At 73.2% G+C, this 12,945-nt stretch carries 12 protein-coding genes; 10 read left to right on the forward strand and 2 right to left on the reverse strand.

Annotated features, from left to right (window positions below):
* Both ACFYWL_RS09065 and ACFYWL_RS09070 read left to right on the forward strand, forming a co-directional pair.
* A partial coding sequence (locus tag ACFYWL_RS09065; RefSeq protein ID WP_386969449.1) for an ATP-binding protein occupies window positions 1–2,526 on the forward strand: 2,526 nt, incomplete at its 5' end.
* Window positions 2,523–3,077, forward strand: coding sequence for a two-component system response regulator (locus tag ACFYWL_RS09070; protein WP_386969451.1), 555 nt, complete (start codon window positions 2,523–2,525; stop codon window positions 3,075–3,077). The genes ACFYWL_RS09065 and ACFYWL_RS09070, both read left to right, overlap by 4 nt.
* A 56-nt stretch (window positions 3,078–3,133) precedes the next feature.
* Here ACFYWL_RS09070 and ACFYWL_RS09075 read toward each other — a convergent pair whose 3' ends face one another.
* Window positions 3,134–3,643: a GbsR/MarR family transcriptional regulator gene (locus ACFYWL_RS09075; RefSeq protein ID WP_386969454.1), complete on the reverse strand. Its 510-nt coding sequence runs from the start codon at window positions 3,641–3,643 to the stop codon at window positions 3,134–3,136.
* Window positions 3,644–3,734: 91 nt separating this feature from the next.
* Here ACFYWL_RS09075 and ACFYWL_RS09080 point away from each other — a divergent pair, with 91 nt between their 5' ends.
* A complete protein-coding gene (locus ACFYWL_RS09080) occupies window positions 3,735–4,652 on the forward strand; it encodes an ATP-binding cassette domain-containing protein (protein ID WP_386969456.1) in 918 nt (305 codons plus the stop codon).
* Window positions 4,649–6,238, forward strand: a complete 1,590-nt coding sequence (locus tag ACFYWL_RS09085) for an ABC transporter permease (protein ID WP_386969459.1) — start codon at window positions 4,649–4,651, stop codon at window positions 6,236–6,238. Before ACFYWL_RS09080 ends, ACFYWL_RS09085 begins: the two co-directional genes overlap by 4 nt.
* Before the next feature lie 59 nt (window positions 6,239–6,297).
* Here ACFYWL_RS09085 and ACFYWL_RS09090 read toward each other — a convergent pair whose 3' ends face one another.
* Window positions 6,298–6,633, reverse strand: coding sequence for an STAS domain-containing protein (locus ACFYWL_RS09090; protein ID WP_386969462.1), 336 nt, complete (start codon window positions 6,631–6,633; stop codon window positions 6,298–6,300).
* 172 nt (window positions 6,634–6,805) lie between these two features.
* Here ACFYWL_RS09090 and hemL point away from each other — a divergent pair, with 172 nt between their 5' ends.
* From hemL to ccsB, 6 genes are read left to right on the forward strand one after another with little or no spacing between them, the layout of a single operon-like run.
* Window positions 6,806–8,143, forward strand: a complete 1,338-nt coding sequence (gene hemL / locus ACFYWL_RS09095) for a glutamate-1-semialdehyde 2,1-aminomutase (protein ID WP_386969464.1) — start codon at window positions 6,806–6,808, stop codon at window positions 8,141–8,143.
* Between the two features lie 3 nt (window positions 8,144–8,146).
* Window positions 8,147–8,794 (forward strand): histidine phosphatase family protein, encoded by a 648-nt coding sequence (locus ACFYWL_RS09100; protein WP_386969467.1) that lies wholly within the window; start codon window positions 8,147–8,149, stop codon window positions 8,792–8,794.
* Window positions 8,794–9,369, forward strand: coding sequence for a TlpA family protein disulfide reductase (locus tag ACFYWL_RS09105; protein WP_386969470.1), 576 nt, complete (start codon window positions 8,794–8,796; stop codon window positions 9,367–9,369). The genes ACFYWL_RS09100 and ACFYWL_RS09105 overlap by 1 nt, the downstream gene beginning before the upstream one ends.
* Window positions 9,369–10,256, forward strand: coding sequence for a cytochrome c biogenesis CcdA family protein (locus tag ACFYWL_RS09110; RefSeq protein ID WP_386969472.1), 888 nt, complete (start codon window positions 9,369–9,371; stop codon window positions 10,254–10,256). The genes ACFYWL_RS09105 and ACFYWL_RS09110 overlap by 1 nt, the downstream gene beginning before the upstream one ends.
* Window positions 10,256–11,932 carry a cytochrome c biogenesis protein ResB gene (locus ACFYWL_RS09115; protein WP_386969474.1) on the forward strand — a complete coding sequence of 559 codons (1,677 nt, stop codon included), beginning with the start codon at window positions 10,256–10,258 and terminating at the stop codon, window positions 11,930–11,932. Before ACFYWL_RS09110 ends, ACFYWL_RS09115 begins: the two co-directional genes overlap by 1 nt.
* Window positions 11,932–12,921 (forward strand): c-type cytochrome biogenesis protein CcsB, encoded by a 990-nt coding sequence (ccsB, locus tag ACFYWL_RS09120; protein ID WP_386969476.1) that lies wholly within the window; start codon window positions 11,932–11,934, stop codon window positions 12,919–12,921. Before ACFYWL_RS09115 ends, ccsB begins: the two co-directional genes overlap by 1 nt.
* Window positions 12,922–12,945: the final 24 nt, after the last annotated feature.

Raw genomic sequence — 12,945 nt, forward strand, 5'->3', positions numbered from 1 at the left:
GTGGACCAGCTCAGCTCGTTCGCCGACGAGGTGACGCGGGTGGCGCGCGAGGTGGGCACCGAGGGCAAGCTCGGCGGCCAGGCCCAGGTCAAGGGCGTCTCCGGCACGTGGCGCGACCTGACGGACAACGTGAACTCGATGGGGTCGAACCTGACGTCGCAGGTGCGCAACATCGCCTCGGTGACCACGGCGGTGGCCAAGGGCGACCTGAGCCAGAAGATCACGGTGGACGCGCAGGGCGAGATCCTGGAGCTGAAGAACACCGTCAACACGATGGTGGACCAGCTCCGGTCGTTCGCCGACGAGGTGACCCGGGTGGCCCGCGAGGTGGGCACCGAGGGCAAGCTGGGCGGCCAGGCCCAGGTGAAGGGCGTCTCGGGCACCTGGCGGGACCTCACGGAGAACGTCAACCAGCTCGCCTCGACGCTCACCACCCAGCTGCGGGCCATCGCCGAGGTGTCGACCTCGGTGACCCGGGGCGACCTGACCCAGCGGATCGCGGTCGAGGCGCAGGGCGAGGTCGCCGACCTGAAGGACAACATCAACCAGATGATCGTCACCCTCCGGGAGACGACGAAGAAGAACGCCGAGCAGGGCTGGCTGGACTCCAACCTGGCCCGCATCGGCGGACTGCTCCAGGGGCAGCGGGACCTCGGCGAGGTCTGCCGGATGATCATGATGGAGGTGACCCCGCTGGTCGACGCGCAGCTCGGCGCGTTCTTCCTGGCGGACACCTCGGACGGCAGCATGCGGCTGCGGCTGACCGCCTCGTACGGCTACGTCGCGCGGGGGCACGACGTCACGTTCGGGCCGGGCGAGGGGCTGGTCGGGCAGGCCGCCCTCTCCCGGCGGACGATCCGGGTGAGCGCCTCGCCGGACGGCCGGCTCACCCTGCGCTCCGGGCTGGCCAACACGCCGCCGGCCGACCTGGTGGTGCTCCCCGTCCTGTTCGAGGGCGAGCTGCTCGGCGTGATCGAGTTCGCCGGGGTGGCGGCCTTCCCCGACCTGCACCTGACGTTCCTGGAGCGGCTGGTGCTGACCATCGGCGTGGCGGTCAACACCATCCAGGCCAACCGGCGCACCGAGGAGCTGCTGGCGCAGTCGCAGCGGCTGGCCCACGAGCTCCAGGAGCAGTCGGCCGAGTTGCAGCGCACCAACGCCGAGCTGGAGGACAAGGCCCAGCTCCTGTCGGAGCAGAAGGCCAACATCGAGACCCAGAACCGGGAGATCGAGCTGGCCCGGCTCGGCCTGGAGGACAAGGCGCAGCAGCTCACCCGGGCGTCGGCGTACAAGTCGGAGTTCCTGGCCAACATGAGCCACGAGCTGCGTACGCCGCTGAACTCGCTGCTGCTGCTCGCCCGGCTGCTGATGGAGAACTCGGAGCAGAACCTCACCCCGAAGCAGATCGAGTTCGCCCGGACCATCCACGGCTCCGGCTCGGACCTGCTGCGCCTGATCGACGACATCCTCGACCTGTCGAAGATCGAGGCGGGCCGGATGGACGTCGAGCCCACGGAGGTCCAGTTCGCCGAGATCCGGGGGTTCGTCGAGCAGGCGTTCGCCCCGCAGGCGGAGGAGAAGGGCCTCGACTTCCAGGTGCGGCTGGCCAAGGAGCTGCCCCCGGCGCTGGTCACCGACGCGCAGCGGTTGCAGCAGATCCTGCGCAACCTGCTCTCCAACGCCGTGAAGTTCACCGACAACGGGGCGGTGACGCTGCGCATCGCCCCGGCCCCCGAGAACGCCGTCTTTGACGTCCCGGCGCTGACCAACGCCCGGCAGGTGATCGCCTTCACGGTGATCGACACGGGGATCGGCATCTCGGACGACAAGCTGTCGCTGATCTTCGAGGCGTTCCAGCAGGCGGACGGCACGACCAGCCGACGGTACGGCGGGACCGGGCTGGGCCTGTCGATCAGCCGGGACCTGGCCCGCCTGCTCGGCGGCTCGATCACGGTCAGCTCGGCGCCCGGCGAGGGCTCGACGTTCACCCTCTACGTACCGGACGTGCTGGCACCGGACGCGGTGGTCGCGCCCGCGCCGCCCTCGCCGGCCCGGGCGGGCCTGCCGTCGTCGCTGCTCATGCCCCCGCTGGAGCTGCCGGAGCCGGTCGAGACGCCGGGGACCGGCCGGCTGGAGGGCGTGACCGTGCTGATCATCGACGACGACGTGCGAAATGTCTTCGCTCTGACCAGCGCATTGGAGTTGCACGGTATGACCGTGTTGTACTCGGACAACGGGGCGGACGGGGTCCGCCTGCTGGCCGAGCATCCGGAGGTGGACATCGTGCTGATGGACGCGATGATGCCCGACCAGGACGGCTACGAGACGACCCGGCAGATTCGCCGCAACCACCACTTCGCCGACCTTCCGATCGTCTTCCTGACCGCGAAGGCGATGCCGGGGGACCGCGAGTCCGCGCTCGCGGCGGGAGGCAGCGACTACATCACCAAACCGGTCGACCTGGACGAGCTGATCGAGCTGATGTCGTCCTGGGCGAGCGGCAGCCGAGGCGAGGAGAGTTCGTGAGTCAGACGGCCAAGGCGCTGCTGGTCGACGACCGGCGGGAGAACCTGATGGCCCTGGAGGCGATCCTCCAGGGGCTGCCGGTGCAGTCGGTGGCGGTGGAGAGCGGCGAGGCGGCGCTCAAGCAGCTCCTGGTGGACGACTTCGCGGTCATCCTCCTGGACGCGCAGATGCCCGACATGGACGGCTTCGAGACCGCCAGCCACATCAAGCGGCGGGAACGCACCCGGCACGTGCCGATCATCTTCCTCACCGCCGCCGACAAGGACGCCCAGCTCGCCCTCCGCGGGTACGCGGTCGGCGCGGTGGACTACCTGACCAAGCCCTTCGATCCGTGGGTGCTGCGGGCCAAGGTGTCGGTCTTCGTCGAGCTGTGGGTGAAGACCCGGCAGTTGGCGGCGCAGTCGGACCTGGTCCGCGAGCGCGAGGCGCGGTGGCGGGCGCTCACCGACGCGGTCGACGAGGCCACGGCGCTGCTGCGCGGGGACGACCCGGCCGGCCACGCCCGCGCCGTGGAACTCCTCGAACAGGCCCGCTGGGGCAGCAGCCTGTAGGTCGCGCGGCGTCGGGGCGGACCCGACCGGCAGGGCGACGGCCGGTGCGGTGCGGGTCAGCGGCCGGCCGGGTGCCCGTCGTGCCCGGTGGCGGCGCGCCGGGCCCGCCAGCGTTCGCCCAGCGAGTCGATCTCCCCCTGGACGAAGACGAAGAAGTCGCGCAGCTCGGCGACCCGCTCGCCGGCCACCGTGTCGCGTCCGCGCAGGGCGTCGACCCCGCTGTCGGCGAGGTCGATGAAGTTCTTGTAGATCCGGGTCTTGGTGATGGTCGCCTCGTACCAGGGGTTGTCGGGCAGCCGGTACCGGTCGCGGCGGGAGCCCTTCACCGGCTCGCGGACCAGGATGTTGAACTGGGTCAGGTAGCGGACCGCGCCGGAGACCGCCGCCGCGCTGACGTCGAGCCGCTCGCCGATCTCGGCGGCGGTCAGCGGGTCGTCGGCGCTCATCACGGTGAACAGCACCCGGGCCGGCATCCGGGGGAAGCCCACCTCGGCGAAGGCCATGGCCATCCGCTCGACGAAGAGGTGGACCGCCTCCTCGTTGCGGCGGGGTGGATCGGCGGTCATCCGGCGGCTCCTCACCTTTGGTCGGGTATCTGATCGTGCCTCAGCCTGCACAGTCTTCACAACTTTCTGAAATGACTGTAGCTTCGAAACTGTGGAAACTCCGATAGAGATCTCCGGCCTGGTGAAGACCTTCGGCCGGACCAGGGCGCTCGACGGGCTCGACCTGACCGTCCGCGCCGGCGAGGTGCACGGGTTCCTGGGCCCCAACGGGGCCGGCAAGTCCACCACCATCCGCGTGCTGCTCGGCCTGCTCCGGGCCGACGCGGGAGCCGTCCGGCTGCTCGGCGGCGACCCGTGGCGCGACGCCGTCGCCCTGCACCGCCGGCTCGCGTACGTGCCCGGCGACGTGACGCTGTGGCCCAACCTCACCGGCGGCGAGGTGATCGACCTGCTCGGCCGGATGCGCGGGGGCCTCGACCGCGCCCGCCGCGACGAGCTGCTCGCCGCCTTCGAGCTGGACCCGCGCAAGAAGGGCCGGGCCTACTCCAAGGGCAACCGGCAGAAGGTCGGCCTGGTCGCCGCCCTCGCCTCCGACGCCGAGCTGCTGATCCTCGACGAGCCCACCTCCGGGCTCGACCCGCTGATGGAGGAGGTCTTCCAGCACTGGGTCCGCCGGGCCCGCGCCGACGGCCGCACCGTCCTGCTCTCCAGCCACATCCTCGGCGAGGTCGAGGCCCTCTGCGACCGGGTGACGATCATCCGCAGCGGCCGGGCCGCCGAGGCCGGCACCCTCAGCGAGCTGCGCCACCTCCAGCGCACCAGCGTCGACGCCGAGCTGGCCGGGCCGCCGCGCGGGCTGGACGGGCTGCCCGGCGTGCACGACCTGCGGGTCGACGGCGACCGCGTCCGCTTCGACGTGGACACCCCGGCCCTCGACGCCGCGCTGCGCCGGCTCACCGAGATCGGCGTACGGAGCCTGGTCAGCCGGCCGCCCACGCTGGAGGAGCTGTTCCTGCGGCACTACGGCACGGCCGCGTCCGACACCGCACCCGCCGGGGCGACCCGATGAGCCTCGCCGGCACCCGGCACCTGGTCCGGCTGATCCTGCGCCGCGACCGCGTCCTGCTGCCGATCTGGGTGCTGCTGATCGCCGTCCTCCCCGCCAGCTACGCGGCGACCTACGCCGAGCTGTACCCGACCGCCGCCCAGCGCGCCGAATACCTGGCCACCACCGCCGGCAACCCGTCGATCGTGGCGCTGCTCGGCCCCGCGTACGGCGACAGCGTCGGCGCGCTCGCCGCCCAGCGGGCCGGGCTGCTGCACCTGATCGTGGGCCTGATCAGCCTCCTCGTGGTCGTCCGGCACACCCGCACCGAGGAGGAGGCGGGGCGGCGGGAGTTGCTCGGCGCCACCGTCCTCGGCCGGCACGCGCCACTGGCCGCCGCGCTGCTCGTCACGTACGCGGCGGACCTGCTGCTCGGGCTGCTCGTCGCCGGCGGGCTGGTCGCCACCGACCTGCCGGCCGCCGGGTCGGTGGCGTTCGGGCTGTCGGTGACCCTCGCCGGGATGTTCTTCGCCACCGTCGGCGCGCTGGCCGCGCAGCTCACCGAGAGCGCGGGCGCCGCCCGAGGGCTGGGCCTCGCGGTCCTCGGCGTGGCATACCTGGTCCGGCTCGCCGGGGACGCCGGCGGGGTGGAGTGGCTGAGCCGGCTCTCCCCGCTGGGACTGGCCCAGCGCACCCACCCCTACACCGCCGAGCGGTGGTGGCCGCTGGCGGTGCTGGTCGGGCTGACCGCCCTGGTCGGGGCGCTGGCGTCGGGGCTGGCCGCCCGGCGGGACCTCGGTGCCGGCCTGCTGCCGCAGCGGCTCGGCCCGGCCGCCGCCGGCGACGCCCTCGCCGGCCCGCTGGGGTTGGCCTGGCGGCTCAACCGGGTCGCCCTGCTCGGCTGGACCGTCGGCGCGGCGGCGCTCGGCGCGGTGCTCGGCGGCGCGGCCGAGGCGGCCGGGGGCGCGGTGGAGGGCAACGAGGCGGTCGCCCGGCTGTTGGAGCGCCTGGGCGGCTCCGCGTCGGTCGCCGAGGCGTACCTCGGGGCGACCCTGAGCATCACCGCCCTCGCCGCCGCCGGCTACGGCATCCAGGCCGCGCTGCGGATGCGGGCCGAGGAGACCGCCCAGCGGGCGGAGCCGGTGCTCGCCACCGGGGTGAGCCGGCCCCGCTGGCTGCTCGGCCACCTCGCCTTCGCGCTGCTCGGCCCGGCGGTCGTGCTGGTCGTCACGGGCCTGGTGACGGGGCTGGCGTACGGCCTGAGCATCGGCGACGTCGCCGGGCGGGTGCCCCGGCTGACCGGGGCGGCGCTGGCGCACGTGCCGGCGGTGTGGGTGCTGGTCGGCGTGGCGGTGCTGCTGTTCGGCCTGCTGCCGCGCGTCAGCGTCGGGGTGGCCTGGGCGGCGCTCGCGGCCTGCCTGCTGCTCGGCCAGCTCGGCGCGGTGCTGGAGCTGAGCCAGTGGCTGCTGGACCTGTCGCCGTTCACCCACACCCCGCAGGTGCTGGGCGGCCCCGTCCCCCGCACGCCGCTGCTGGCGCTCACCGCCACCGCGGCGGCCCTGTCGGCGGCGGGCCTGCTGGCGTTCCGCCGCCGCGACGTGCCGAGCTGACGCGGCCTGCCGGGCTGAGACGCCTGCCGAGCTGACCCCGGGTGCGACTGGTGCCCGGGTCAGTCGGCGGGCGCGCCGTTGCGGATCATGAGGGCCGAGCGCAGGCCCGTGATGTCCAGGACGCGCAGCAGGAAGTCACCGACGTTGGTCAGGATCAGCAGGCTCTGCGCGTGGCTGGCCTTGCGGCTCAGGACGACCAGGGTGCCCAGGCCCTGCGAGTCGCAGAAGGTGACGCCACCCAGGTCGAGGACGATGCGTGGCGGCGGGTCGGTGAGCACCTCGTTGACGGCGGTCGAGAGCTGGGCGGCCGTGAGCATGTCGATCTCACCGGCGAGGCGAAGCACGGCTTCATCCCCCGTCCGGTGTACCGTGATGGACAGTTCGGCACGATCCACCCGGTCAGCCTAGCGCGATCCCGCCCACCCGGCCCGTCGAGGCGACCAGTGCGGCGGGCCCCGCCGGAGCGCCGTCTTCCTCGCGCCGAGCGCTGCCGCCGGGGTGAGCCCGGTAACCCCGATCAGGGGTGGCTGCCGATTCGCCGTCCGGCGCTGACACAATGGCCGCATCGTGACCGATGACTTCTCCGCCGGATCCGGCCGCTACCCGGCCGACGCGCCGGCCTCAGAGGCCCTGTTCGACCGCGCCCGCGCCATCGTGCCGGGCGGGGTCAACTCCCCCGTGCGCGCGTTCCAGGCCGTCGGCGGGACCCCGCGCTTCATGGTCCGGGGGGAGGGTCCCTGGCTTCACGACGCGGACGGCCGGCGCTACGTCGACCTCGTCTGCTCCTGGGGGCCGCTGCTGCTCGGGCACGCCCACCCCGAGGTGGTCGACGCCGTCCAGGCCGCCGCCGCCCGGGGCACCAGCTTCGGCACCCCGACCCCCGGCGAGGTCGAGCTGGCCGCCGAGATCGTCGACCGGACCCCGGTCGAGCAGGTCCGGCTGGTCAACTCGGGCACCGAGGCCACCATGACGGCGATCCGGCTGGCCCGGGGACACACCGGCCGCTCCAAGATCATCAAGTTCGCCGGCTGCTACCACGGGCACGTCGACGCGCTGCTCGCCGCCGCCGGCTCCGGCGTGGCCACCCTCGGCCTGCCCGACTCGCCGGGCGTCACCGGCGCCGCGGCGGGCGAGACGATCGTGCTGCCCTACAACGACGTCGCCGCCGTCGAGGCGGCGTTCGCCGCGCAGGGGCAGCACATCGCCGCCGTCATCACCGAGGCGGCGGCCGGCAACATGGGCGTGGTCGCCCCGCGCGACGGGTTCAACGCCCAGCTCGCCCGCATCGCCCACGCGCACGGCGCGCTGCTCATCGTCGACGAGGTGATGACCGGGTTCCGGGTGTCCCGCTCCGGCTGGCACGGGCTCGACCCGGTCGACGCCGACCTGTGGACGTACGGGAAGGTCATGGGTGGCGGGCTGCCCGCCGCGGCCTTCGGCGGGCGCGCGGAGATCATGGCGCGACTCGCCCCGGCCGGCCCCGTCTACCAGGCCGGCACGCTCTCCGGCAACCCCCTCGCGTGCGCCGCCGGCCTGGCCACGCTGCGGCTGGCCGACGACGCCGTCTACCGCAGGCTCGACGACACGGCCGCCGTCGTGGGCAAGCTCGCCTCCGACGCGCTGGCCGCCGCCGGGGTCCCGCACCGCCTGTCGTACGCGGGCAGCATGTTCTCGATCTTCTTCACGGACGCCGACGTGATCGACTACGACAGCGCGCGGACCCAGCAGGTCCCGGCGTTCCGGGCGTTCTTCCACTCGATGCTCGCCGACGGCGTCTACCTTCCGCCGAGCGCGTTCGAGTCCTGGTTCGTCTCGGCGGCGATCGACGACGCCGCCCTGGAGCAGATCGCCTCGGCCCTGCCGGCGGCGGCGAGCGCGGCGGCAGCGGCAGGCAACGGGGGGTAACCGGTGAGCAAGACGGTGGTGCACGTGCTGCGGCACGGCGAAGTGCACAACCCGGGCCAGATCCTGTACGGCCGGCTGCCCGGCTTCCGCCTGTCGGAGCTGGGCGTGCAGATGGCCAAGGCGGCGGCCCAGGGGCTCGCCGAGCGCAACGTGGTGCACGTGGTGGCCAGCCCGCTCGAACGCGCCCAGCAGACCGCCGAGCCGATCGCCGCCCAGTTCGGCCTGCCCGTCGGGGTCGACGAGCGGCTGATCGAGAGCGCCAACTGGTTCGAGGGCAAGAAGGTCTCCCCGGGCGACGGGTCGTTCCGCGACCCGCGCAACTGGTGGGTGCTGCGCGACCCGGTCACCCCGAGCTGGGGCGAGGCGTACCGGGCCATCGCCGAGCGGATGTTCGCCGCCCTGCACGCCGCCCGCGTCGCCGCCGAGGGCCGGGAGGCCGTGCTGGTCTCCCACCAGCTCCCCATCTGGACCCTGCGCCGGTACGTCGAGCGCAAGCGGCTCTGGCACGACCCGCGCAAGCGGCAGTGCGGGCTGGCCAGCCTCACCTCGTTCCACTTCGACGGCGGAAAGGTGGTCGGCATCGGATACTCGGAGCCCGCCGCCCACCTCGTCGCCACATCGCCGACCGCCCGGACGGCCAAGGGGGCCTGATGCCAGCCCGAAGGTGGATCGCCGGACTCCTCGCGGCCGTGACGGCCACGGCGGCGCTGGCCGGCTGCTCCGGCGACAGCCAGGAACGGCGCTGCGCCACCACCGACGGGGTCATCGAGTGCGCCCCCGACCAGCGCTCCGCCGCGCCGAAGCTGACCGGTGAGCTGCTCACCGGCGGCAGCTACGACATCGCGAAGGACCTCGGGCAGGTCGTCGTGGTCAACTTCTGGGGCTCCTGGTGCCCGCCCTGCCGGGCCGAGGCCGACGACCTGGAGGCCACCTACCAGGCCACCAAGGGCTCCGGGGTGGCGTTCCTCGGCATCAACGTGCAGGACAACCGGGACAAGGCCCTCGCGTTCGAGGAGGGCCGGGTCACCTACCCGAGCCTGTTCGACCCGCCGAGCCGGCTGGCCCTCGCCTTCGACATCGCGCCGAACACCATCCCCGCCACGGTGATCCTCGACCGGGACGGCCGGGTCGCCGTGGTCATCCGGTCGGCGGTCACCCGGGACCGGCTGCAACCGATCGTCGAGCGGATCGCCGCCGAGCAGCCCGCGCCCGACGGTTCCCGCTGATGGGCGAGACCTTCCACGACATCGCCAGCGGCGGCCCGCTGCTGCTGGCGATCGGCGCGGCGGCGCTCGCCGGGCTGGTCAGCTTCCTCTCCCCGTGCATCCTCCCCCTGGTCCCCGGCTACCTCAGCTACGTGACGGGCCTGGCCGGCACCGACCTGGAGAGTGCAAGGAAGGGCCCCCTGTTAACGCCTTCTGTAGAGCAGGGGCCCCCTGTTAACACCCCCGGCGACGCTGAAGCGGCCGGCGGGGTCGCCGTGCGGGAACGGGCGGCGGAGCGTACCCGGGAGGCAAGCCGGACCGGCGCGGCCGTCAAGGGGCGGGTGCTCGCCGGGACGCTGCTCTTCATCGCCGGCTTCACCGCCGTCTTCACCGCCACCGCGATCCTCTTCGCCAGCGTCGGCCGGGTCCTCATCCAGTACGAGCGGCAGCTGGAGATCGGCGCGGGCGCGCTGATCGTCGTGCTCGGGCTGGCGTTCGTCGGGGTGCTCCCCGGCCTGCAACGGGAGTTCCGCATCCAGCGGCTGCCCGCCGCCGGCCTGCTCGGGGCCCCCGTCTTCGGCGCGGTCTTCGCGCTGAGCTGGATGCCCTGCACCGGCCCGACGCTCGCGGCGGTGCTCGGCATGGCCACCCCCGGCGGGCAGCTCGACCGGGCCGTGGTGCTCGCCGTGGCGTACTGCCTCGGGCTGGGGGTGCCGTTCGTCGTCTTCGGGCTGGCCTTCCACCGCCTGCTCGGGGTGTTCCGCGCCGTGCGGCGCAACAGCCGCTGGGTCACCCGGGCCGGCGGGGTCCTGCTGATCCTGATCGGCCTGGCGCTGGTCACCGGCGGGTGGACCGACTTCGTGATCTGGTTGCAGACCACCTTCGGCGTGGGCGAGGTGAGCATCTGATGACGGTCGTCGAGGACCGGCCGGCCCCGCCGGCCGGCGCGCCCCGCCGCCGGCCCAACCCCGTGCTGGCCCTGCTGCGCAACTCGTGGCGGCAGCTCACCAGCATGCGTACGGCGCTGATCCTGCTCTTCCTGCTCGCGGTCGCCGCCGTCCCCGGCTCGGTGCTGCCGCAGCGCGGGGTCAATCCGGAGAACGTCAACAAGTACTTCGTCGAGCACCCCGACCTGGCCCCGAAGCTGGACCGGATCGGCGCGTTCGAGGTGTTCGGCTCGGTCTGGTTCTCCGCGATCTACCTGCTGTTGTTCACCTCGCTGATCGGCTGCATCGTGCCCCGGCTGCGCGACCACGTGCGCGCCCTGCGGGCGAAGCCACCGGCCGCGCCGAAGCGGCTGGACCGGCTGCCCCAGCACGCCGTGCTGGCCGGCGTCGTCCCCACCGGGCCCGAGGCCGTCGAGGCCATCGCCGCCGAGCTGCGCCGCCGCCGCTGGCGAGTCCAGGTGCGCGGCGTCGAGGTCTCCGCCGAGAAGGGCTACCTCAAGGAGACCGGCAACCTGCTGTTCCACACCTCGCTCATCGCCGTGCTGCTCGGGGTCGCGCTCGGCTCGTGGTACGGCTGGCACGGCAACAAGCTGCTGGTGGCCGGCGCGGACAACGCGTTCTGCAACACCCGGCAGCAGTACGCCGAGGCCAAGCTCGGCCCCCGCGTCGACAGCGCCGACCTGCCGCCGTTCTGCCTGACGCTGAAGAAGTTCGACGCGACGTTCCTGGAGTCGACGCAGCCGGAGTCGTACCGGGCCACCGTCGACGTGGAGGAGGCAGGCCGGGCCGCCCGCACCGCGTCCTTCTCGGTGAACGACCCGCTGCGCCTCGGCGGGGCCAACGTCTACCTGCTCGGCCACGGGTACGCGCCGATCCTGCGCTACACCGACCGCTACGGCAAGACGCAGACCAGCAACTTCCCGTTCCTGACCACCGGGGACGCCACCCTCACCAGCGAGGGCGTGGCCGCGTTCCCCGACGTCAACGTCGACCCGGCCACGGGGAAGCGGGACGCCGACCTCCAGGTCGCCTTCGAGGGGCTCTACCTGCCCACAGCGCCGCAGCAGCCCCCGTTCACCCGCTCGGAGTTCCCGACCGAGCGCAACCCGGCGGTGGTGCTGGTCGCCTACCGGGGCAACCTGGGCATGGACGCCGGCATCCCCGGCTCGGTCTACCAGCTCGACCAGCGGCAGGTCAGCAGCGGCAAGCTCAAGCAGATCGGCGACCGCAAGCTCGCCGTCGGCGAGAAGTGGACGCTGGACGACGGCAGCGTGCTGGAGTTCGTCGGCACGCAGCCGTACATCACGATCTCGGTCCGGTACGACCCCGGCTCGGCGCTGCTGCTGGTCAGCTCGACGACGCTGCTGGTCGGCCTCATGGGCGCGCTGTTCGGCAAGCGCCGCCGGGTCTGGTTCCGCCTCACGCCGGCCGGGGCCGGGGCGTCCGGCGGCGCGGCGGACCCCGCAGCCGACCCCGCCGGTGGATCTCCGACGGCCGGTAGTAGTTTGGTGGAGGCCGGTGGCCTGCCGCGCACCGACTATCCAGGGTTCGCCGACGAGTTCGCGCAGCTCCTTGCCGCTATCCGCGGCGAGGAGACGACGCGGGGCCCGGCCGGTACGCGAGAAGGAGCGCAGTGATGTCCGCACTCTCCGACCAGCTGGTCACGTTCGCGACCCTGGCGTACCTGATCGCGATGATCAGCCACGCCGTCGAGTACGCCCTGGGCAACGCCCGCGCCGTCGCCCGGCCCGCCGCGCCCGCGCGTGAGCTGGTCGGGGCGGGGGTGGGCGCAGGGGGCGTCGCCCTCCCCGGCGGGCCCGTCGCCAAGGCCGACGCCCCGCCGGACGGCGTCGACCGTTCGGCGGCCCGGGGCCGGCTCGCCGGCCGCGTCGCGGTGTGGATCACCGTGCTCGCCGCCGCGCTGCACCTCGGGGCCACGGTCACGCGCGGCATCGCCGCCGACCGGATGCCCTGGGGCAACATGTACGAGTTCGTGCTGACCGTGTCGTTCATCGGCACGGCGGCGTGGCTCGCCGTGCTGTGGAAGCGCCCCACGCTGCGCCGCCTCGGGCTGTTCCTCACCCTCGTCATGGTGCTGCTGCTGGCGTTCGCCGAGCTGAAGCTCTATGTCGAGGTGGTGCCGCTGACCCCGGCGCTCAACTCCTACTGGTTCATCGTGCACGTGTCGACGATCAGCTTCTCGTCGGGCATCTTCCTGCTGGGCGTCGTGCCGGCGGTCGCGTTCCTCATGCGCAACGGCTACGAGCAGGGCAAGCGCAGCTTCCCGTACACCCTGGCGAAGCGGCTCCCGGCGGCGGCCGGCCTGGAGCGGCTGACCTTCGCGCTGCACGCCTTCGCGTTCCCGGTCTTCACCTTCGCGGTGATCGCCGGGGCGATCTGGGCGGAGGCCGCGTGGGGCCGGCCGTGGGGCTGGGACCCGAAGGAGACCTGGGCGTTCATCTCCTGGGTGGTCTACGCGGGCTACCTGCACGCCCGGGCCACCCCGAGCGTGCGCCGCAACGTGGCGACCTGGCTCGCCATCGTCGGCTTCCTCACCGTGCTGATGAACCTGTTCGGCGTCAACTTCTTCTTCACCGGCCTGCACTCGTACGCCGGGGTGAGCTGACCCGCCGCCTCGTCGCCGCCGTCT

Source organism: Micromonospora sp. NPDC002575 (genome assembly GCF_042889525.1).
GTDB lineage: Bacteria > Actinomycetota > Actinomycetes > Mycobacteriales > Micromonosporaceae > Micromonospora > Micromonospora carbonacea.

Coding starts and splice junctions, on each gene's coding strand:
- ACFYWL_RS09075 (WP_386969454.1), bottom strand. CDS start 3,643: ATGACCGCCGATCCACCCCGCCGCAACGAGGAGGCGGTCCACCTCTTC.
- ACFYWL_RS09085 (WP_386969459.1), top strand. CDS start 4,649: ATGAGCCTCGCCGGCACCCGGCACCTGGTCCGGCTGATCCTGCGCCGC.
- ACFYWL_RS09105 (WP_386969470.1), top strand. CDS start 8,794: ATGCCAGCCCGAAGGTGGATCGCCGGACTCCTCGCGGCCGTGACGGCC.
- ACFYWL_RS09110 (WP_386969472.1), top strand. CDS start 9,369: ATGGGCGAGACCTTCCACGACATCGCCAGCGGCGGCCCGCTGCTGCTG.
- ACFYWL_RS09115 (WP_386969474.1), top strand. CDS start 10,256: ATGACGGTCGTCGAGGACCGGCCGGCCCCGCCGGCCGGCGCGCCCCGC.
- ccsB (WP_386969476.1), top strand. CDS start 11,932: ATGTCCGCACTCTCCGACCAGCTGGTCACGTTCGCGACCCTGGCGTAC.